This window comes from Paenibacillus marchantiophytorum, from assembly GCF_014640555.1.
Classification (GTDB): Bacteria; Bacillota; Bacilli; order Paenibacillales; family NBRC-103111; genus Paenibacillus_E; species Paenibacillus_E marchantiophytorum.
The window spans coordinates 1-20,492 of the sequence record NZ_BMHE01000034.1 but is presented as its reverse complement, the minus strand read 5'-3'; the positions used below and the strand labels follow the sequence as shown (position 1 = coordinate 20,492).

The window sequence follows — 20,492 nt, the reverse complement described above, 5'->3', positions numbered from 1 at the left end:
CTCCCTGCTTCGTTCAATTTAATAAAAAGAGGCGGCCTTCTGTACGACCGATTGCATCGGCAAATGATAAGGACATTTATCCTCGCAAAGCGGTTTTTCTTTGCATGGATCATGGTCTGCGCAGCCTGTTATTCTTTCCTTCTGCCGTTCAAAAAATCCATGACCTTTGGGCAGCAGACCAAATTTTTCCCTGAATTTACTCGCGATCATCACATCTGGTATAGAAATTTCTAATGGACATGAACAGTAGTTGCAGCGTCTGCAATCATGCTGCCCGAGTTCAGCAGCCAGTTGTTCAAGTTCCTGACGCTCCTTGGTCCCAACCGCTTCCTCTTGGGCAGCCAAGTTCTCCTGAACTTCCTTCACGCTCACCATACCGGATATCGTCACATGCACATCTTGGCTATACGGATAACGAATCGCACGATCTACCGGTTGAATGAATCCACCTGACAAAGGCTTCATCGCTACCTTCATTAAATCCATCTCCGTTGCCTTGGGAATCAACTCATCCAAAGCAAACGGCTGAGCCAAATTCAGATGAAATAAAATCTGGGCGAACTGCCCTTTGGCAATCCACTTGGTCAACAAATCCGGGCGATGCCCCGAGATGCCAATAAAGCGAACTTTCCCTTCCCGCTGTGCTTCCAGGGCTGCTTTATAGGCTCCTTCCACATCCATAGCCTTCTTAAATTCACTCACATAATTGACGTAGTGAATCTGGAGCAAATCGACATGGTCCGTCTTCATCCGTACCAGACTTCGTTCGATTTCCGCTTTGGCTGTTTCATAATCACGCGCCCCGGTTTTCGTCGCCAGGAAGTACTCTCCCCTGCGATGGGAAATGCATTCCCCAATAATTTCCTCACTATTGCGATAGGCCGCCGCCGTATCGATATAATTAATGCCGTGGTCCAAGGCATAATTCAATGCTTCTCTTGCTTGTTCTAAGGGCACACTTGGCAGATTCATAGCACCAAAGCCAAGTGATGATACATTGAAGCCAGACTTACCGAATCTTGAATACCGCAAGCTTCTATCTCCCTTCCCCTACAACTACAAATTTATTCGTTCTTAGTAAACACAACTATTATTGTAATACAACTCCGATAACGCAACAAGCACTCTAGCCCCTCCGCATCGCAGAGTTCCTAAAGTGCTTGTTAGTCTAATTCAACTAATCCCGAGAACCGTTACCGTTACCGTTATCCTTCGCGTCTGTTCCCCGATCTTTCCAGTTCCATTGGAAATTCGAATTTCTATCGTTCCCCTTAGGCGTCGCCGTTGGTTTAGCCGTAGGCTTTAAGGTCGGCTTACTGGAACTGGTCGGTTTGGCCGTAGGTTTTGCGCTAGGCGTTGCTGTAGGTTTCGGCTTGCTGGATGACCCATTCTTGGGATCATCATCATCGTCATCATCCGAACGTCCCGGCTTTGGGGTCGGTTTACGATCATCATTTTTATTGTCATTTCTATTATCATTATTATTCTTGTTGTCATTATTATTCTTGTTGTCATTATCATTCTTATTGTCATTCCGACCGTTCTTGCCATCGTTCTTAGTCTCATTTTTGTCATTCTTGCTGTCATTTCGGTCATTCTTATCATTTTTATTGTTGTTATTGCTATTGTTACTATTGTTGCGATCACCCTTAGGTGTCGCTGTCGGCTTAGGTGTAGCTTTGCCGTTATTTCCGTTATTTCCGTTATTTCCGTTCTTTGTATTGCTTGTCGGGCTGTTTTTAGCATTCTTGTCGTTGTTTGTCTCTCTGTCCGACTTTTCATTTTGGATTTGCTGAATTCGCTCACTCAGCTTACCTGACTTCTCTTCGGCAACTAACCGCTGCAAAGATGATTTATCAATCGGTTTATCCGGTTTGACCAACTTATCAAGTCCGCCATTATCCTTCGCCAACTGATGAATGGATACCGTTTTGATATCGTCGAGCGATACTTTGGCCCCATTATCAACCGCATTCAGATAAACCGCATACTTCCCGGCCGAAACCCCGCTGGCTTTGGCTTCCTGTCTTATTTCCTGCGGTGCTGCAAAGGCAGTGACGCCATAGTTATTGACCTGATTCGGATGCGCCTCTTCAATATGCTTGCTGACCTGCGCCTTGAGCTTCGTTGCGATGGCTTCGTCGTTCACGACCGTCTTCTGCTCGACAACCGTTGAGCTGATAATGATGTCGCCTTCTCCCCTAGCCAGCGCACCTTGCTCCGCTTTATCGAGAATATCTGAAGTCACAGCTGCAAGAGATTTGCCCTTGAACTCCAGCGTGCTAATTAAATCATCACCATCTGAGTTCAGGCCATGCAAATCTTGCACGACTTCGTCATTATCGATGCCAATCTCGACACTTGGATTTATATCGATCGTTACGTAGGCAACGACTTGGCCACTTGGCACATTTCCGGTCAATGTTGATATTAATACAAAGCATACAAGAATAGCAGCTGCCATACCTGATATAATCGCCAATTGCGGGATCTGCAAACGCCGTGCAGCAGGCGTAAATATAATTTCTTCCCCAACCTCACAATTGCGTGTTCCCCTTGGAAGCTTTTCAAATCGACCCTCTGGATTCATGACAATAATGGAGTTTTCGCTTAATTCCATTACGATTCCCTTGTTCATGCGCTGTTCTTCCCTTCTTTATGCTGTCCTCATTCTCTAATATGCAAATAATCCCGCAAGTAAGGAAAGGGTCCGTTGAAGATGAGAGCGATGGCTATCAAATATTTGCGGTTTCGCTCCAACGTTTTTCTGGAAACCTGTACTTGCTCGAGCAGTTCTTTAATGGGCAGCTGCCTTTTGGTTAGAAGAGTACGCATAAGTTCTGCATCCTGTGCTAGTGTGCGTCCGATACCGAACAGCATCTGTCTGGAATCATCGTGTTTGGGAGACGCGTCTGTCAGCTCAGAAAATTCAATATCGAAATCACGCAAGATTTGGCTAAAATCAATAATTTCATGCCGTCGTTCTTCAAGACCTTTCTGCTTCTCATAAGCTTCAATAGCTTGATGAACCTCAATTGGATTCAGCAGATTATCTTCCTCATCCTCTTGATCGAATGAGCTGTAGGGAATCTGGCCTTTGAAACGCTGCTCTTTACGCAAGAAATCAATAAGTCTTCTCCGCATCACGGTTTCAGCAAATCCTAGAAAGGATCTGCCCATCACAGAAGAGTATTGATTAATCGCTTCGTTAAATGCCCCTAGAGCAATACTAAATTCATCATCGCGCGCCGGATCAATATATCGTTTACAGAACCTGCTCGTCACCTTGGCTACGTAGGGCTGGTAGTCCGAAATAAATTGGTTCCTTAGTCGTAGGTCTCCTGCTTGAATTTGATGGATTGTAACCTCAAGGGAAGAGGCATGGGGTTCACTTTGTCCCTGGGACTGCTTCTTCCCAAGGAACTTTTTGAATAGTACCAGTAGCACCTTTCCACCTCACAGTATAGTAGTTTCGTCCTTATGTATAATAATTAGGGGGGTATGATGTTTGAAAAACTTAAATAAAAAGTAGATTTATTATAACATAGATGTACAAAACAGCACCTAATGGCAAATAAAACCTTTGATGGCGATTTCATTTTCGCTCATAATCCATTACAATCAAGGGAAGGAGGTGTGTTTCCAATGGAACAAAGCAATCAATTTGGTAAGTTTCTTGAGACCCTACGAGGTAAAATGTCCTTGCGTAAAGTTGCCAATAAATGTGGATTATCCCACGCTTATATCAGAGATTTGGAGCTTGGACGTAATCGTACCACGAATGATGTGATCAAGCCATCCCCGGACACGCTAAGGAAATTAGCCCAAGCCTATCAATATCCCTATACGGATTTGTTAATAAAAGCAGGTTATTTGGAAGAAGCGTCAACTATGCAAATACCTCAAAGCGCACACTCCGTTCAACTGGATGCCGTTTGGTATGTTGAGTTTGGTATCAAAACGATTACCTATGTATCAGGAGATGCTGTCGTAGAAGAGAATGTAGAATCACTCGTTGCCTTCACCACTTTTATCGACACACTAATCGAACATGATTTTGTTAAATTAGATATGCATCTGTTCGTAAATCTGCACAAAATAAAAAAGTATGCCCCCTCTGAAGGCAAACTTTTTTTTGATTCTGCGGAAGATGCCTCTGGCGTGACCATTGCCGCTTTGCCGCAAAAGAAATATCATCAGATCCTGCTTGATTATGCCGCCCTAAATACTGGACAATTTACCGAAACTAATCCTGGCGCATACCTCTCATCGTTGAAAGCGAAGCTCTTTACTTAGCATAACATAGATGAAAAGCACGGTAGCCACGCTTAACATTTGGATAGGCATCAGAGCGCTCAGCACACTATCCGGATAAGAGTGGCGATAAGTGATGCCAACGATAACGACGATGATGAACAAATAAAATCCCGCATTCTCATGCGTGAACGGTATTCTTGTATAGTGGGTCAAAAAAGTGAACCCCAACCGCAGTTTCAAGAGCGCAAACAGCATGGTGAATTTGGTTATCAGTGCGATCAACAGAACCATCGTGGAAGTGTTCAGATCTGTTTCCAGCTCAGCGTAAGAAATCCAATCCATCATATCACACCCAATAAGCACACCTGTGGATACGATGACAGATAAAAAGTAACCCGATAAAGCAATAATCAAAGAAGGCACCAGACTAAATTTCCAGACGATCATGAGTGCTGCACAAATAATACTGACATAAAATAAAGGCCAGTTATCGAAAAAAGTGACAAGCGTTCCTGCAAGCGCAGCGAGCGATATTTGTATCCGGAACGGTTTTATTCTTTGGCGGAAAAGCACCAATGAAAGCAGGATCATCGGCACAAAATCAAGACAAGTTAGGATCAGTTTCACCCATATAAACAATGCCAAACCCCTCATTTCCAAGCATACTCTTAGGTTGTCTACTGAACTTATATGTACATCTAGAACTATACAAGATTACAGTTCTTTTGCGTTCAAAGTGGACTAAGTTGGCTGTTTCTGAGTGTAAGTTGACCGTGTGCAGGGAGCCATTGGTGAGAGAATTGGAGTGCGATAAGCGTATGAGCCACCGTTTTACAGTTGCAATCGTGGAAGATAATTACTGGGTAGGCAAGCTGCTCGAAAGCTATAGTGAGCAATGCGGATTGAAAGTCATCTGCATCGTCTCCGATGGCGAACAATTTATTGGCATGTACAATGAGCTGCAGCCTGATATTTTGCTGGTCGATATTGGCTTGGAGGGGAATCTAGATGGGATCACCATGGTGCAGTCCTTGCGAGGAGCCGGGTACCGGCAAAAAGTGATTATGGTCAGCGGCACCACGAATATTGAACATGTGTTGACGAGTTTCCATGACTTAGGATCCGTCTACTTCCTATCAAAGCCCGTTATGCTACCCAAGTTTCAAGCGGCTATCCGCAAAGCTATAGATGAAATCCAACTGGAACGAAGTCAGTTTATCGAAGTTCCTAAACCTAAATCCGCCACTTGGATTACGGTCAAAAATCAGAAATCAACACTCCCGATCTCCGAGAATTCCATTCTTTTCATAGAGAAAGAAGACAAGCGCTTAACCCGAATTCACTTGATGAATGGGGCCCAAATGGCCTCCAGTACCAACCTGTCAGATATCCTGGCCCAGAGTTCGCCATTCATGTTCAGTCCGTTTAAAGGCTTTCTCGTGAACATGCGGCACGTTGTTTCATATGTCAAAGAGAGCGGATTCCCCACCTCGCGTCGCTTCCTTATTCACTTGAATCACACGGCAGTTAAGGTGCCATTGAGCAGAAATTTGCAAAAAGAGTTTGCTAGATTGCTGCTTGAGACGCAGTAGTCTCGTAAACAAATCGAGAAAACAACTTCTCCGCTTTTAAGAGATGTGCCTCTTGAAAGCGGCAAATCCTGCTAAGGGAACTGTAGGACGCTATTTAGACAAATAGTAGGGATTCTTGGGCAATGGCGGAACTACAGGGTCTTATTTCCACGAAAAGCGCTGAATTTCTCATGAAACAGTAAAATAGCGCCCTATAGTTCCCACAACCTGGCGATAATGACACTTTTGGCTAAAATAGCGGACTGTAGTTCCCTCCCTCCACGTTCACTCCAAAACCTACAAATTTCTTATTAGAAGCTTTTAGCTGCTTTTCAAGTGAAAGACGGGCAAGATGCACAAGATATTACGGTGCCCATTGCACAAGTTGAAAAGCTAAAGCTCGTGTTTACAATGGAAAAAGGGAAGGGCAGCGTGGCTACCATTGACTTCGGTAATGCAATCTTTTCTAAATTAAAACAAGGAGCAGATGCCTCTCGGCAAACTGCTCCCCCCTGTTCATTTTAAAGTGAATTACAACCTACAGCACTTGCCCAGCTTTCCTTCTACTCTATAAAAGCCACGTATAATCATTCCTGCAATCTATAATAAAATCAACATAAACCGTACTCTTTTTTATTTGGTATACGATGAGGTATCGCTTGTTGAATAATAGCTTTCGATATTTATTAATCTGTAATGAAGGGTCAGATAACCACGGATTGCAATCTGGCAATGTCTCCAGCGTTTTCGCTGAACTTGTAAATTTTTGCATAAGCTTCTTAGCGGCTTCTACATTACTCTCAGTTTAAACATACTTTCACGTCTCGCAAATGCAGCGATATCCATGACTACTAAATCACCTTCACCATTTTTGGTTAGATATACGGGGCGCCCGTTTCTTTGCACATCTCTGCGGCTGAAGGCTTTATATTCATAAACAAAAAACCGCTGCGACTCAAAAAAGAGTGCCAGCGGTTTTCGTTCTTTATATCTTCCAAACCCCTACATATTCTTAGAGGTTTTCTTATTCTTTAGCCTGTCCCGGCGTGCGCTCAGCATTTTCAATCGCTTCTTGAGCTGCTCTTCCCACTCGGTATCGTCGATACTCTTGGCAACACCCAACAAATCGAGCGCCATATCAATCTGGCTGCGAACAATATCCAAAGGCTCTTCGCCCTCATGATTGACGCAATTGTCGTGAAGCAAGTGGTCCTTGCCATCCACGTATTCCAGAAAATCAACCTCTGCCGCCCCGTCGCCATGGGCATATTCCGCTAAGATCTCATATTCGTTCTCTACCAAATAGTGAACTTCAATACGGTGACATACCGGGCAGAAGAGAATCGGCACATTGTGTATTTGCGTACGAATATGCTTTAGTGTACCTTTTGTTCCAATCATACTGGCTCCACAACAAAAACTCATGGATATCCCTCCCTTAGAGCTCTCCGCAAGGAAAGCTAGCTTCGTAAGCACAAATTTGTTTACCCGGATTACTCAATATATTCGCCTTAAAAGGTGGAAATTCCTTTTTTAGAAGACAGCTAGATTTTAGCAATCTGCGCATATTTTTCTGTGGAAAGGCGAATGCTTGTAGAGTCAAAAGATCGTGTTGAAAAGCATTTTTCATGAAACGAGGAATCGCCTTGAAAACTTTGCCAATCGCGGGGTTCGAGGTTCCGGACCGCTACAACAAGGACTTACTCCATCTTATGGTAGTAAACGCGAATTCGCTCTATGTATATTGGGAAATAAGTGACAGGCGCAGATGGCTCTTGTCTCAGCATTTTGAATGTGATTATGGCGTTATGCCCAAAGTCCTTCGCTTGTACGATGTGACTCATCAATACTTCGATGGCAATAATGCGCATGCTTCCTGGGATGTGGTCACGACGCCTGAAGCTGCGAATTGGTACTTTCATCAACTAGCTGCGAATCGCACGTATCTCGTTGATATCGGCACCTATACTTGGGAACATGACTTCATTCCCCTGCTTCGCTCCAATTGTGTGGCGACACCGAGGGACTCCGAAGCCCCATGGGGAGAACCGCTGCAAATCGTTGTGCCTGAAGCGCAAACAGCTCAGCATTCTCATCGGCTTACACCAAGTTTTTTTGAAAATATTCAAACTTATTCTCCCTATGCGAGGTGAATGTCTCCCTTGATCAACCGCATCAAACAGAAGCCTGAGCTCAAGGGAAATCTCACCCTTGTATGGAATGCTCACCTTCCTTTCATTCGTCATCAGGACCAAGACGATTGTCTGGAGGAATGCTGGTTCTACGAAGCTATGACTGAAACCTATTTACCCTTATTAGAAGTTATGAATCATCTTCATGATGATCAGATTGATTTCCGCCTTACCTTTGCGATGACGCCTACGCTCATATCCTTGTTTAGCGATCCGCTTATGCAGGAAAGATATCGTGTCTACCTCCAGAAACAGATCCAACTTGCAGCTGCTGAACAGCTGCGTTTAGCTAACGCTACAGCCCTCTTGCCGCTTGCCCGGCGCTGCTCAGAGCGTTTCCGGGAGCTGCAGATGATGTACGAGAGCTGTCAGGGTGATGTGGTTGCGGCCTTTAAAGTATTTCAGGATCTAGGTCTTATCGAAATCGTAACTTCTGCCGCTACCCATGGTTATCTGCCTCTCATGAAAACCGAGGAAGCGATCCGAGCGCAGATCATGACCGCCGTTCGTACATATGAGGGGCATTTTGGCCGAAAGCCCCGCGGCTTTTGGCTGCCGGAATGCGGTTATACGCCAGGCATAGATCGTATTTTGAAGCAAGCGGGCGTTGATTATTTCTTTACCGATTCTTCGGCGGTGGCCTTCGCCGCTCCCCAACCTAATCGAGAACTGATGGCCCCGCTCCTGACACCTTACGGAGTGACTGCTTTTCCGTGCGATCCAGAATCGGTGAGTCAGGTGTGGAGCGCCAAGCATGCGGAAGATTTCCTCGCCAACCGTCACAAGCAAGCCCAGCACTGGCTTCATTGGCTTGATCGCAAGCCTATCATCGTTTCTTCCTTTGATGCCGAATTATTCGGTCACTGTTGGTATGAAGGTCCTGCTTTCCTTGAGCAGCTATGCCGTAAAATTCATCTCGACCAGCATGCCATCAAGATGATTACACCCAGTGAATATCTGGACGAATACCCCATAGCCGATGTCGGCAAATTAAACGAATCCAGTTGGGGCCGCAACCATTCAGCCGAAATGTGGCTGCAGGGGCATAACGACTGGATCTATCGGCATCTTCATCAGGCTGAAGAGCGCATGATTCGGTTGGCGACCAAGCATGAACATCTGGCACGCCATGGGAAATTGAGCGCTCAAGTGCTGAAACGGACTTTGAATCAAGCAGCCCGCGAACTTATGCTGGCCCAAAGCAGCGACTGGGCGTTCATCATGGATTCGCAAACCGACGTCGACTATGCCGTTCGCCGAACGAAAGATCACCTTGGAAACTTTCATCATCTCTGTGATCAAATAGACCGGGAACTCGTCGAGGAAGATCATCTAACTGCGCTTGAGGAAAGAAATCCTATTTTCGCCGATATCCGCTATCAGGATTACATTAGCATCCACAAGCTCTCCCCTATCCCTATTATTCCAAGTTTAGCTGATTGGGAAACATTGCTTGCAGAAACAAGTCACCGCACCAATGTGTTCATGCTCGCTTGGGAATATCCACCCAAACAAGTCGGCGGCTTATCCAGAGCCGTTCACGAACTTTCTGAAGCGTTGGCAGCTCGCGGGGAAATCATTCACGTCATTACCACTTCGGTTCAAGGCGCACCGGCTTTTGAAATGATGAACGGTGTTTATGTACATAGACTTCCAATTGATCATTCTGGGAATACCCACTTCTATCACTGGGCATTCGAAATGAATCTGGCGATGATCGATCATTTGGTGCGTTGGCGGGAGAACGGGGGGAGGATTGATCTTCTTCATGCGCATGATTGGATGGTTTTTCATACCGCCAGGGAAATCAAGGCCAGTTACGGCATCCCCTTGATTGCCACCATCCACGCAACGGAATGGGGCAGAAATCAAGGAAATCTCTACGCCGACCTGCAAAATAAGATTCATCAACTGGAATGGAAGCTAACTTACGAAGCAAGCCGAGTTTTTGTATGCAGCGCCTACATGAAAGAGGAAGTGGAACGTATCTTCCACCTCCCGCCTGATAAGGTGAGCGTTCATCCGAACGGCATTGAAACCCAAGTGAGTTTGGCGCCAGTCCATCGACCTGTCATTGCGGGTCAGCAAGATAAAGTGATTTTTTACATTGGCAGATTGGTTTATGAAAAAGGGATTCAAATCCTGATTGCGGCGATGCCCGCCATCCTTTCCCACGTCCCGCAAGCGAAGCTCGTTATCGCCGGGTCTGGGCCTATGGAAGCTGAGCTTCGCGCGAATTCAGCTCATTTGGGGGATCGTGTCGCCTTTGCCGGTTTTGTAAGTGATGACTATCGAACGCAGCTGTATCAAGCTGCTGAAGTTTGTGTGATCCCTAGCTTGTATGAACCATTCGGTATTGTCGCGCTGGAAGCTATAGCGCATAAAAGGCCCCTTATCCTCTCCGATACCGGCGGATTAGCTGAGATCATTCGACATGGGGTCGATGGCTTCAAAGCGCTGCCTGGACATGTGGACTCATTGGCATGGCACGTATCCGAAATGCTGCTGCAACCGCAGCTAGCGCTGCAGATGGCCGATAGTGCTTATCAGCTGCTGCAGCAGCACTACCAATGGGCGCATATTGCCGAGCAAATTCAAGATGAGTACAGGAGGCTGACTCATGGTCAGCTTGCCATTGAAGCAATCGCCAAGCATTAAGCCTGAGCAAGTAAAGAATAGCGAAGGAGGTCATCCCCATGAAGGCTGTTATTATGGCCGGAGGCAAAGGAACGCGGCTTCGTCCCCTGACTTGTCATCTGCCCAAGCCTATGGTGCCTCTTCTTGGAAGGCCCTGTATGGCTTATATTATTGAACTGCTTCGCAAACATGGCATTCAAGATATCGCCGTGACTATGCAGTACAAGCCAGATGTCATTCGCGATTATTTTGGCGACGGGCAGGCTTACGATGTGAATCTTCATTATTTTGAAGAAACGAGTCCACTAGGTACAGCCGGAAGCGTCAAACAGGCGCAGGCCTTTCTAGACGAAACTTTCTTGGTCATTAGCGGAGACGCGCTGACGGATTTCGATCTGCAGCATGCTCTTGCTTTTCACAAAGAAAAACAAGCCAAAGCTACACTCGTCTTGACTCGCGTCAGCCATCCCTTGGAATATGGAGTCGTCATGACCAATTCGCAAGGGCAGATTACACGATTTTTGGAAAAACCGAGCTGGGGAGAAGTATTCAGCGATACGGTCAATACCGGGATTTATATTCTGGAGCCTGAAATGCTTGAACGTGTTCCACAGGGACAGGAGTTCGACTTCAGCCAGCAGCTTTTTCCTGATTTGCTGCAAGAGCAGAACAGCCTTTATGGGTATATCAGCCCTGGCTACTGGATGGACATAGGCAATCTGCAGCAATACCGTCAAACGCAGTTCGATATGTTGGACGGCAAGGTGCAGCTAACTATCCACGGGAAACAAATACGTCCTCGCGTTTATCTGGCAGATGACGTTGATATTCATTCAGCGTCTCAGGTAACCGGACCCGCTTATATTGGCTCAGGGACGATTATCGAAGCCGGAACCGAACTTGGCGAGTACTGCATTATTGGTCAAAACAATCGACTCTCCCGAGGCAGCAAAGTAACTCGCAGCATTTTGTGGGACCATAATCATCTCGCGCCTTACAACGAATTAGCCGGCTCCACACTGACCAGTCGAATCATTTCCAAAGAAGCCTCTTACTTCGGAGACGGTTCTGTGATTGGCAATCATGTGGTCATTGGCGCGAACAGTCGGATTGAGCCCAACGTGAAGATTTGGCCCTATAAGCAAATTCGCGAAAAAACCCGTATTCATTCTTCTTATATTTGGGGAGACCACGCGGCGAAGACATTATTCAAGACGAATGGGGTCAGTGGCATTCCCAATCTGGATTTAACACCGGAAATGGTTGCCAGATTCGCTACAGCCTACGGAGCAACCTTAGCCTACGGCAAGACGCTTACCGTTAGCTGCGCTCCCCATCCTTTCACTCGCTTATTAAAGCGTACATTGACGTCTGGTTTACAATCGGTCGGTACCCATGTTGTGGATTTAGGCGATGGTTTTGCGCCTGCCGCTTGCTTCGCTATTCGCCATTTGGGCGCTGCGGGCGGAATTCATCTTGCTTGGCCCGGGAATGACATGGAGGCCATCTGTCTATCTTGCCTGGATGCGGAAGGACTTCCGATCCCTAAGTCCATCGAACGGAAAGTGGAAAACAGCTTCTGGCAGGAAGACTATGCCCGGGCTTCCATACAAGCCATAGGCAGCTACAGAGACGAAACTCATTGGTTCCAGACCTACATCAATGCCTTGTCCCAAGAAATTAGCGAGGAAAGAACGCATTCGACTCTCCCTCCTATGCGCATTGTGATTGAAGCAAGTTCCTGGCTTCAGCCTTTTATCGTCCCCTTTTTCAAACAGTTAGGCAGCGATGCTATCCATATTACTTCCGCCAGTACACTGGAGCCCCTTCACCAATTCATTCCTCTATCCGGCGCGAATCTTGGGCTGCGTATGAATGACGATGGCCGCAGCTTTCAGCTGTGGACGGAAACAGGCACACAGGTGGATAGCGACTTGCAGACGGTCTTTCTGTATCTGTGTTATCTGCACAGCCGTCCAGGCGGCACCATTGGCGCCCCGGTCAGTGCCCCGACACTGCTCGAAAGCATCGCCGAGGGACTAGGGACCAAGATCATTCGAACCAAGGAAGATCAGCGTGCGATTCAGGAAGTAACACATGAATCAAGGATGCACCCGTTGTTTGATGCTCTGTTCGCCATCGGACTGGTTGTCCTCCATTTGGATCGAACAGGCCTACCGCTCACGACGCTGCTGAATTTATTCCCTCGCCTGCATCTTCACCGGGAGCGCATTGATTGCCCTTGGGACTCGAAAGGGGAAGTGATGCGGAGAATGATGGAGCGAACGAAGGATACCCCTGTAGATCTGGTCGACGGGATTAAGTTTTATCACGATGACAGTTGGATTCTGCTGCTGCCCGATAGCGATGACCCTGTTTTCCAACTCGTTGCGCAGTCTACGGCACCGGAGCTGGCCGAGCAGCTTGTCCAATCCTACCGTGAGCACATTCTAAACGTTCTCCAATAAGCATACCTATAGTACAGATAGATCCAATTCGTGTTGGCCTAAGTCTCAAGATGAAGGGGAGAGCGGCGTGAATATGATTCCGAGCGTTTCCAGACAGATTGCTTTTGTGCAATATGACGATCAATCCTCGAGCATGACAGTGCAATATCATACCGGTTTTAAAGCCTCGTATACCAATGTAAAGCAGGATGAATATCAACTCATATTTACATCGGCAAATCGATATGACTCCTTAATGAGACTAACGGAAACCCGGTACATGGAAGGTCAAAGCCCTACCAAGTGAAGGTTAACTCGTGATCTCCCCCTTTTCCATAAGGAGGAGATTTTTCGTTTCTATCCTGCATATGCTACAATATTGCTCAAAGCTTAACGCTGCATCATCCCACTATTTCCCTAGAAAAGGTGAGTCCGATTTCTATCCAAGCTCTCTCCACGCATCGTTTCGATCAGGACACACTGCATATGCTTGTACAGTCCCCGACTGTTCTGTTTGTGTATTGGCAGCTTTCCGCAAGAACAAGCAGACTGGTACAAGAACACTTCCAAGCGGAGTGGCGGGATCTTCAGCCCACACTTCTCCTGCGCGAAAGATCTGATCATCCAGCCATCGACGGACAGCTGACAGAAACGATGTCGGAGCTTCCTCTGCCTTCAGGAGATTCTTGCTTTATCGGCGGTTGCCTGCCCGGTCGCCAATATGTCAGCGACCTCGGTATTCGGAATGAGTCGGGCCCGTTTATCATGCTGCTGCGTTCCAATACGCTTCACATTTCGCACCGTCTTATCGACGGTACCGATCCTAATCCATCTACAATCAATGAACAAATCCTCCTATACCGGCCTATGGCCCTTTCCTTAGAACGAATGAACCCCATACCTTTTGAACATTTCTCTGCCTATTCGGTTTATGCGCCTAAGAACGCATACCCTGCAGATACAGAATCCGGAGGCGATATGGATTGAGCAGCTCACATGTACACGGCTATGTTGCTTTGCTTCTGCATGCCCATATTCCTTATGTACGTCATGACAAGGACGAGATCACGTTGGAAGAACGTTGGTTTTTCGAAGCGGTAGTGGACAGCTATCTGCCGCTGATTGAAATGATGGACCGGCTTCAGGAGGAGCGTGTTTCATTCCAACTCACCCTCTCGCTGTCTCCTCCGCTCCTCGCCATGTTGGCGGATTCGCACTTGCAAATGAGGCTTCGCCAGCATTTGGTTGCCTTGTGCGAACTGTCTCAGCGCGAAGTGATTCGTCTGTGGGGGCATCAGGACTTCAGCCCCACTGCCCGACTATACGCCGATCATTATCATCGGCTGCTTGTTATATACGATCGCCTGCGAGGCGATCTCATCGGGAAGTTCCGCAGCCTCAGAAGCGCAGGCTGCTTGGAATTAATCACCTGCGCAGCGACACATGCGTTCTTGCCCTTGGTCAAGAACGATGTGGTGCTGCGCGCGCAGTTGGAAGCCGCCGTGCAGGAATTCCGGCGGCATCTCGGATCTGCTCCGGCTGGCATCTGGCTGCCGGAGTGTGGGTACACGCCTGCGCTGGAGCCGCATTTGCAGGCGCTGGGTCTGCGCTATTTCGTCGTTGACGCGCATGCGCATAATGCGGCGGATCGCGGATTGCCGCTGCGCACGTCAAGCGGCGCCTGCGCCTTCGCTCGGGATCTCGAAGCCGGCGCTCACGTGTGGAGCGCCGAAGTCGGCTACCCGAGCGACGCCGACTATCGCGAATATTATCGCGATATCGGCTATGATCTCGGCCAGGGCGGCGGGGCCGAGTGGGAATACTTGAAGCCCTATGTGCTGCCGGACGGCGCACGCATTCATACGGGCTTCAAGTACTATCGCGTCACCGGCGCTGGTGACGCCAAAGAGCCCTACCACCCGGCGCGCGCGGCTCAGAAAGCTCAGCAGCATGCTGAGCATTTCGTCGCCAGCCGGGTGGCGCAGCTTGAGCGCCTCGCTCGCTCGCGCGAGGCGCTGGCGGAAGCAGGCCGCGAAGCGGAGCCTGCGCAGCCCCCAGTCATCGTATGCCCATACGATGCCGAGCTGTTCGGACACTGGTGGTACGAAGGCCACCAGTGGTTGGAAGCTGTGCTGCGCGGCTTCGCCGCAGCTAGGGCCTTGGGCGTAGTCGTGGACACGACTACGTTAGGCGCCTACGCCGCCGCCCATGCGCCGACCACGGAAGCAGAGCTTCCCGTGTCCAGCTGGGGCCGTGGCGGCTATGCCGAGGTCTGGCTGCAGCCGCGCAGCCAGTGGGTCCATCCGCAGCTGCACGCAGCGGAGGATCGGCTCGTGCTTGCTGCGCAGAAGCACGCGGACCCGCAGCTGCTGTCGAAGATGCAGCAGCGGGCGCTCAACCAAGCAGCGCGAGAACTGATGCTCGCGCAAAGCAGCGACTGGACGTTCATTCTCGACGCCCAGACCGTAACCGATTACGCCATCCATCGGATCGAAAGCCATTGCGCCAATCTACATCACTTGCTGCACGCATTGGACTCAGCAGTTGCAGATAGAGAGCTTGCTGAGCTCGTCATTCCTTTAGAAAAAAAATCACCCTTTTTACCCGAGCTTCACTATCGTCTATTCCAACCCACTGCCTCCATTTATGCTAAGAATAGTACGCTTGGCAGCCCTTTTAGCGCTTCATTATCCCAACCGAAACTTAATTCTTTAGCCAATAAAGCGGCCAACCCTCCTTTACGCATCCTTATGCTGGCGTGGGAATATCCTCCCCATGTCATCGGTGGCTTGGCTAGAGCAGTTTGCGATTTATCCAAGCAACTGGCCGCTTCCGGCCATGAGATACATGTTATTACATGCCTAACTGACAGTTGTCTGCCCTATGAAAGATCCGAAGGCGTACATATCCATCGCGCAAACATCCTGCAATCTGGTGAAGCCATCCCGTTTCTCGACTGGGTTTTTCAAATGAACCTGGCTTTCACGCAAACGATCGCGCACCTATCCGAGCAAGGACTGCGATTTGATATTCTGCATGCGCATGATTGGCTCGTTTATTATGCGGCAAATGAGAGCAAGCAAAGTTTGCAAATCCCGCTTCTTGCAACCATCCATGCCACAGAATATGGCCGTAATCAAGGAAACCTGGATACGCCGGTCCAACAACGCATTCATATTCTGGAACGCAAGCTGACTGCTGTGGCAGACCACTTAATTGTATGCAGTTTATTTATGCAGCAGGAAATACAGAAACTTTTTGAGGTCCCTGAGCATAAGATAAGCGTTATTCCGAATGGGGTTATGCCCTTTCTTATTCCGGTTGACTCGCCCAAGACAGCGAACTCGCTGCTCGCTTCCGCCTTATTTGATGGTCATTCACCTAATAAAATCATCGCATTCCTGGGCAGACTTGTGTACGAAAAAGGCGTACACATCCTGATTGCCGCGATGCGTCTCGTGCTCAAACATTTTCCCCAAGCCAAATTAGTGGTCGCAGGTGCTGGACCAGAACTTGAAAGACTTCAACAACTTGCCGCTCCGCTGGGAGATCGCGTCTGTTTTGTTGGTTTCCTGGATGAATCGGATAAGAACCTGCTGCTGCATCAGGCCGAGCTCTGTGTGTTCCCGAGTCTGTACGAACCATTCGGTCTCGTCGCCTTGGAAGCCATGGCAAGCGGAACCCCGCTGATCGTTTCAGATACAGGAGGTCTAGCCGAAATTGTCGACCATGAAGTCAACGGTTTACAAGTTCCTCCAGATGACATACATGCGCTTGCCAGGCAAATCGATAAGCTTTTCCAGGAACCTTTATTTTCATCCCAACTAACGAAGGAAGCCTTATCCAAAGTCAGCGCTATTTTTAGCTGGGCACCTATCGGCACATTGACAATTGAAGCTTACAATAAATTGATTTTCCAGCAAAATCGTGAATCAGGTATAATCCTGCATCAGAAGGAAATAATCAAATAATATGGAGAACTATGCCAATTGTAAGCGTACCCAGTCGAAATTTTCAGAATTTTTTCAAAGAATCATTGATTCCTTGGTAATAATTAGGTAACCTATTGGCAAGCCCTGTGCTGCTAAGTCCTGCAATAGCATTGCGAGAAACGCGATATCCCGATGTGGATACCTCAAGGACGGGTTCTGAATTCGCGATCAAACAAACGAGTGGGGGAAGTGATTTTAATGCCTAGACATCTGGTCATCGGAAACGGTAAATTCCTTATTAACCTCGATCAGCATTCCTACATGCGAGATCTGTATTATCCTTTCGTAGGCCAGCTTAACCATATTGGCGGTTACCAATGCCGCGTAGGTATTTGGGTAGATGGTGAATTCGCTTGGTTGAATGCCCCCGAATGGCAATTCAAGCTCGGTTATGTAGAAGATTCACTCGTCACCGAAGTGACAGCCACGCATCCCGGTCTCGGTGTTACCTTGCTTATGAATGATGGCGTACACCAGCGCGAGGACATTTACTTGAAACGGATTCAAATCACCAATCACAAAAGCACCGTCCGCGAAGTACGGATGTTCTTCAATCAGGATTTGCTCATCAATGAAACCGAAGTTGGAGATACAGCCGCTTACTATCCCTTAACCAATACAGTATTCCATTATAAAAAAGACCGTTATTTTATGTTTAATGGCAGCACAGGCACAGAAGGCATTTATCAATATTCTACCGGTGTCAAAAGGTTCTATAACGCCGAAGGCACATGGCGCGATGCGGAAGATGGCCACCTCATGGGGAATGCCATCGCCCAAGGTTCTGTCGACAGCACGATCTCCTTCCGCTTGTTCGTACCACCTAACGCCAACCAGACGCTCTACTACTGGATGGGTGCAGGCAAGAACTTGGAAGAAGTGAAGAAGCTAGATGCTTATGTCAAAGATAGCCATCCTGGCAAACTGCTGGATCGTGTAACGGTCTACTGGCAGCGGTGGGCCAATAAAATTGATCGCGATTATTTTGATCTGAATACGGACGTTCAGCGCCTCTTCAAACAAAGTCTACTGCTTGTCCGTACTCAAACGGATGTGAATGGAGCAATCATCGCGGCGAATGATTCGGACATTATGCAGAGCAACCGTGATCATTACAGCTATATGTGGCCGCGGGACGGCGCTTTAATCGCCTACTCCATGTCGATGGCTGGCTACCAAGGCATGATTATTCCCTTCTTTAATTTCTGCGCTAACGTGCTGTCGCCTGAAGGGTATTTGCATCATAAATACAATCCTGACGGCACCGTCGGCTCCAGCTGGCATCCGTATATCCATTCCGGACGTGTGCAGCTTCCGATTCAAGAGGATGAAACCGCGCTAGTCTTGTTTGCCCTTTGGCAAGATTTTCAGAAAAATGGAAGCCTTGAATTTGCGCAATCCCTGTATCGCAACCTCATTCGCCGAGCAGCTCGATTCATGTCCACGTACATTGATCAGGAGCTGAACTTGCCGAAACCGAGTTACGATTTATGGGAAGAGCGCTATGGTATTTATACGTTCACCGCTTCTGCCGTGTATGGCGGATTGATCGCGGCTTCCAACTTCAGCAACTTGTTTGGTGACGAAGAGCGAAGCAATCGCTACAAGCATACCGCGGAGAAAATCAAATCCGGTATCCTCAAGCATCTGTGGGACGAAAATGAAGGACGTTTCGTTCGCGGCTTGTATATGGAGGATGGCGAATGGGTCAAAGATATGACGCTCGAGAGCTCTGTCTACGGTATCTTCGAATTCGGCGTTCTGCCTGCTGACGACGAGCGGGTTGTGGGCACGATGCGAGCGAATAAAGCCGGTCTCACGATCAAAACCGAAGTTGGAGGCTCTGCCCGCTATCATCATGATTATTACTTCCAACGCTCAACGGATATTGAGAATGTCCCAGGAAACCCATGGATCATCTGTACATTATGGATTGCCGAATGGGAAATCGAATACGCCAAAACGTTGGCTGAACTCGAAGCCCCGCGTCAAACGCTTGAATGGGTCGTCAAACATGCGATGGAAAGTGGCGTGCTCTCGGAGCAGCTCGATCCTTTCACTGGTGATCCGGTTTCCGTTGCTCCACTCACTTGGTCTCACGCGACTTACGTGCTTACCGTTGTGAAGTATTTGAATAAATACAAACAGTTGTCGAAGTAAGTATGAACCTCTACCTCTGCGGAATTGAACATTTGTTCATTCCGGGAGGTTTTTTTTACGCAACTGCACAATTAAATTACTTTCTGACATGCACCTTTTTACCACGACCTAAATGGTAGCTAGTCGGTTCTCGTTGTGAATAGCCATTACATCAGAATCATTTTGCATAAACAATCCTTAAACAAATCTAAAGACGAATTTCCTACTCTCCCATATGTTGACTGCTGTAATCATTACCCCCAACGCATCTGCAATCACCTGCTGGCTATTGTTTCGTATTTTCCGATTGCTTTAATATTATTCTTCATCTTCATTCTCCAAATCAAAAAAGAAGAACCACCTTACGATGTTTACTCGCAAGGTGGTTGATTTGATTTAAACGCTAATCATAGCAGATAATACAATTTTAATAGCTCTAATGAAAATAAGAACTATTAGCACAATATATAATACATTTAAGGTGAAACCGATTATAAAATACTTTAAATGTTTATGCTTAAAATAACCAATAAATGCAAGTAAAACTCCAACTATTGGCAAGAAGGATATTACTACAGTTAATAATGTTAGGAATATTATAATTATCTGAACTGGCTTAGTAACTGAATTATGAACTATACCCTCCAAATTAAATAAACTTATAGATGTTGTTAACAGAAGTGCAACCCATGCAATTACACCTATAATTATTGCCTTTTTGAAAAGATGATTCATAGTATTTCGCTCACCTTTATTTTGTTATTTTTTTCCATACCCAACCCCACCCCGCTTTAACGTTAGCCCAAACTGTTCTATCTGCAATGGTTGTTGTATCTTCTGAGGAATTACCCCAAATATAGTAAGGTATTACATCCAAATTCGTATGGACAGAAGGGGGGAAGCGAAGTTATAAGTTCCTTCATTTACTGGATCGGTAACAATATCACCATTAGAGTTGTAAATCCCCTCCATTTTCCCATGATATAAAGGACTTGCATTGTGGCGCTTCTTCGTTTTTAATAATTTCCATTGCAAGTGTTTCAAGAACTAAAGCTGGTTTATATGCTCCTTACATTAAAAATGGTATCAATTTCGATTGTCATCATCTTATTGCCTTCCAATTTTTATTTTATTGAATGAATTTCATAATTCAAAAGCCTTACCCCATCTGAGTATTTAAGGCGCAAAAAAGGGAGTACCTCCCCAAATCTCGAAGTGTTTAGTACCACTACCACACACTTGAGAGAGGGTTGAACT

General features: G+C 47.1%; 14 protein-coding genes. 9 read left to right on the top strand and 5 right to left on the bottom strand.

The features are described 5' to 3' along the window. Nucleotides 1-18: 18 nt before the first annotated feature. From IEY34_RS24935 to sigI, 3 genes are all read right to left on the bottom strand, one after another. On the bottom strand, nucleotides 19-1,032 hold the full coding sequence (locus IEY34_RS24935) for an aldo/keto reductase (protein ID WP_189016511.1): 1,014 nt from the start codon (nucleotides 1,030-1,032) through the stop codon (nucleotides 19-21). A 145-nt stretch (nucleotides 1,033-1,177) separates the two neighbouring features. Further along, entirely contained in the window at nucleotides 1,178-2,638 is a 1,461-nt protein-coding gene (locus IEY34_RS24930; protein ID WP_189016508.1) for an anti-sigma-I factor RsgI family protein, read from the bottom strand. A 29-nt stretch (nucleotides 2,639-2,667) separates the two neighbouring features. Further along, nucleotides 2,668-3,447, bottom strand: a complete 780-nt coding sequence (gene sigI / locus IEY34_RS24925; protein WP_189016506.1) for an RNA polymerase sigma factor SigI — start codon at nucleotides 3,445-3,447, stop codon at nucleotides 2,668-2,670. A gap of 198 nt (nucleotides 3,448-3,645) precedes the next feature. On the opposite strand from sigI, the gene IEY34_RS24920 reads away from it, so the two are divergent. Next, on the top strand, nucleotides 3,646-4,296 hold the full coding sequence (locus tag IEY34_RS24920; protein ID WP_189016503.1) for a helix-turn-helix domain-containing protein: 651 nt from the start codon (nucleotides 3,646-3,648) through the stop codon (nucleotides 4,294-4,296). Here IEY34_RS24920 and IEY34_RS24915 read toward each other — a convergent pair. Next, nucleotides 4,267-4,896 (bottom strand): hypothetical protein, encoded by a 630-nt coding sequence (locus tag IEY34_RS24915; protein WP_189016500.1) that lies wholly within the window; start codon nucleotides 4,894-4,896, stop codon nucleotides 4,267-4,269. The genes IEY34_RS24920 and IEY34_RS24915 overlap by 30 nt on opposite strands. Before the next feature lie 179 nt (nucleotides 4,897-5,075). Between IEY34_RS24915 and IEY34_RS24910 the strand changes: the two genes are divergently transcribed. After that, complete coding sequence (locus tag IEY34_RS24910; RefSeq protein ID WP_189016497.1) at nucleotides 5,076-5,849, top strand: LytR/AlgR family response regulator transcription factor; 774 nt, start codon at nucleotides 5,076-5,078, stop codon at nucleotides 5,847-5,849. 981 nt (nucleotides 5,850-6,830) lie between these two features. Here IEY34_RS24910 and IEY34_RS24905 read toward each other — a convergent pair. Next, the gene (locus tag IEY34_RS24905) at nucleotides 6,831-7,253 is read right to left on the bottom strand and encodes a hypothetical protein (protein ID WP_189016494.1); all 423 of its coding nucleotides are present in this window, start codon (nucleotides 7,251-7,253) and stop codon (nucleotides 6,831-6,833) included. Nucleotides 7,254-7,474: 221 nt separating this feature from the next. Here IEY34_RS24905 and IEY34_RS24900 point away from each other — a divergent pair, with 221 nt between their 5' ends. The 7 genes from IEY34_RS24900 (at nucleotide 7,475) to IEY34_RS24870 (ending at nucleotide 19,256) form a co-directional block, all read left to right on the top strand. Further along, nucleotides 7,475-7,981: a DUF4912 domain-containing protein gene (locus IEY34_RS24900; RefSeq protein ID WP_189016491.1), complete on the top strand. Its 507-nt coding sequence runs from the start codon at nucleotides 7,475-7,477 to the stop codon at nucleotides 7,979-7,981. A gap of 9 nt (nucleotides 7,982-7,990) precedes the next feature. Further along, nucleotides 7,991-10,678, top strand: coding sequence for a 1,4-alpha-glucan branching protein domain-containing protein (locus tag IEY34_RS24895; protein WP_189016488.1), 2,688 nt, complete (start codon nucleotides 7,991-7,993; stop codon nucleotides 10,676-10,678). 38 nt (nucleotides 10,679-10,716) lie between these two features. Then, nucleotides 10,717-13,125, top strand: coding sequence for a sugar phosphate nucleotidyltransferase (locus IEY34_RS24890; RefSeq protein ID WP_189016485.1), 2,409 nt, complete (start codon nucleotides 10,717-10,719; stop codon nucleotides 13,123-13,125). A gap of 73 nt (nucleotides 13,126-13,198) precedes the next feature. Then, nucleotides 13,199-13,411: a KTSC domain-containing protein gene (locus tag IEY34_RS24885; protein ID WP_229757836.1), complete on the top strand. Its 213-nt coding sequence runs from the start codon at nucleotides 13,199-13,201 to the stop codon at nucleotides 13,409-13,411. A 119-nt stretch (nucleotides 13,412-13,530) separates the two neighbouring features. Further along, complete coding sequence (locus tag IEY34_RS24880; RefSeq protein ID WP_268240175.1) at nucleotides 13,531-14,091, top strand: DUF4912 domain-containing protein; 561 nt, start codon at nucleotides 13,531-13,533, stop codon at nucleotides 14,089-14,091. After that, nucleotides 14,088-17,075, top strand: a complete 2,988-nt coding sequence (locus IEY34_RS24875) for a 1,4-alpha-glucan branching protein domain-containing protein (protein ID WP_189016476.1) — start codon at nucleotides 14,088-14,090, stop codon at nucleotides 17,073-17,075. Before IEY34_RS24880 ends, IEY34_RS24875 begins: the two co-directional genes overlap by 4 nt. 219 nt (nucleotides 17,076-17,294) lie before the next feature. Continuing rightward, entirely contained in the window at nucleotides 17,295-19,256 is a 1,962-nt protein-coding gene (locus tag IEY34_RS24870; RefSeq protein WP_189016473.1) for a glycoside hydrolase family 15 protein, read from the top strand. Nucleotides 19,257-20,492: the final 1,236 nt, after the last annotated feature.

Excerpts from the sequence above, each read along its gene's own strand:
- IEY34_RS24870 (WP_189016473.1), top strand. The coding sequence starts at position 17,295 with ATGCCTAGACATCTGGTCATCGGAAACGGTAAATTCCTTATTAACCTC.
- IEY34_RS24890 (WP_189016485.1), top strand. The coding sequence starts at position 10,717 with ATGAAGGCTGTTATTATGGCCGGAGGCAAAGGAACGCGGCTTCGTCCC.
- IEY34_RS24920 (WP_189016503.1), top strand. The coding sequence starts at position 3,646 with ATGGAACAAAGCAATCAATTTGGTAAGTTTCTTGAGACCCTACGAGGT.
- IEY34_RS24930 (WP_189016508.1), bottom strand. The coding sequence starts at position 2,638 with ATGAACAAGGGAATCGTAATGGAATTAAGCGAAAACTCCATTATTGTC.
- IEY34_RS24905 (WP_189016494.1), bottom strand. The coding sequence starts at position 7,253 with ATGAGTTTTTGTTGTGGAGCCAGTATGATTGGAACAAAAGGTACACTA.
- IEY34_RS24885 (WP_229757836.1), top strand. The coding sequence starts at position 13,199 with ATGATTCCGAGCGTTTCCAGACAGATTGCTTTTGTGCAATATGACGAT.
- IEY34_RS24910 (WP_189016497.1), top strand. The coding sequence starts at position 5,076 with ATGAGCCACCGTTTTACAGTTGCAATCGTGGAAGATAATTACTGGGTA.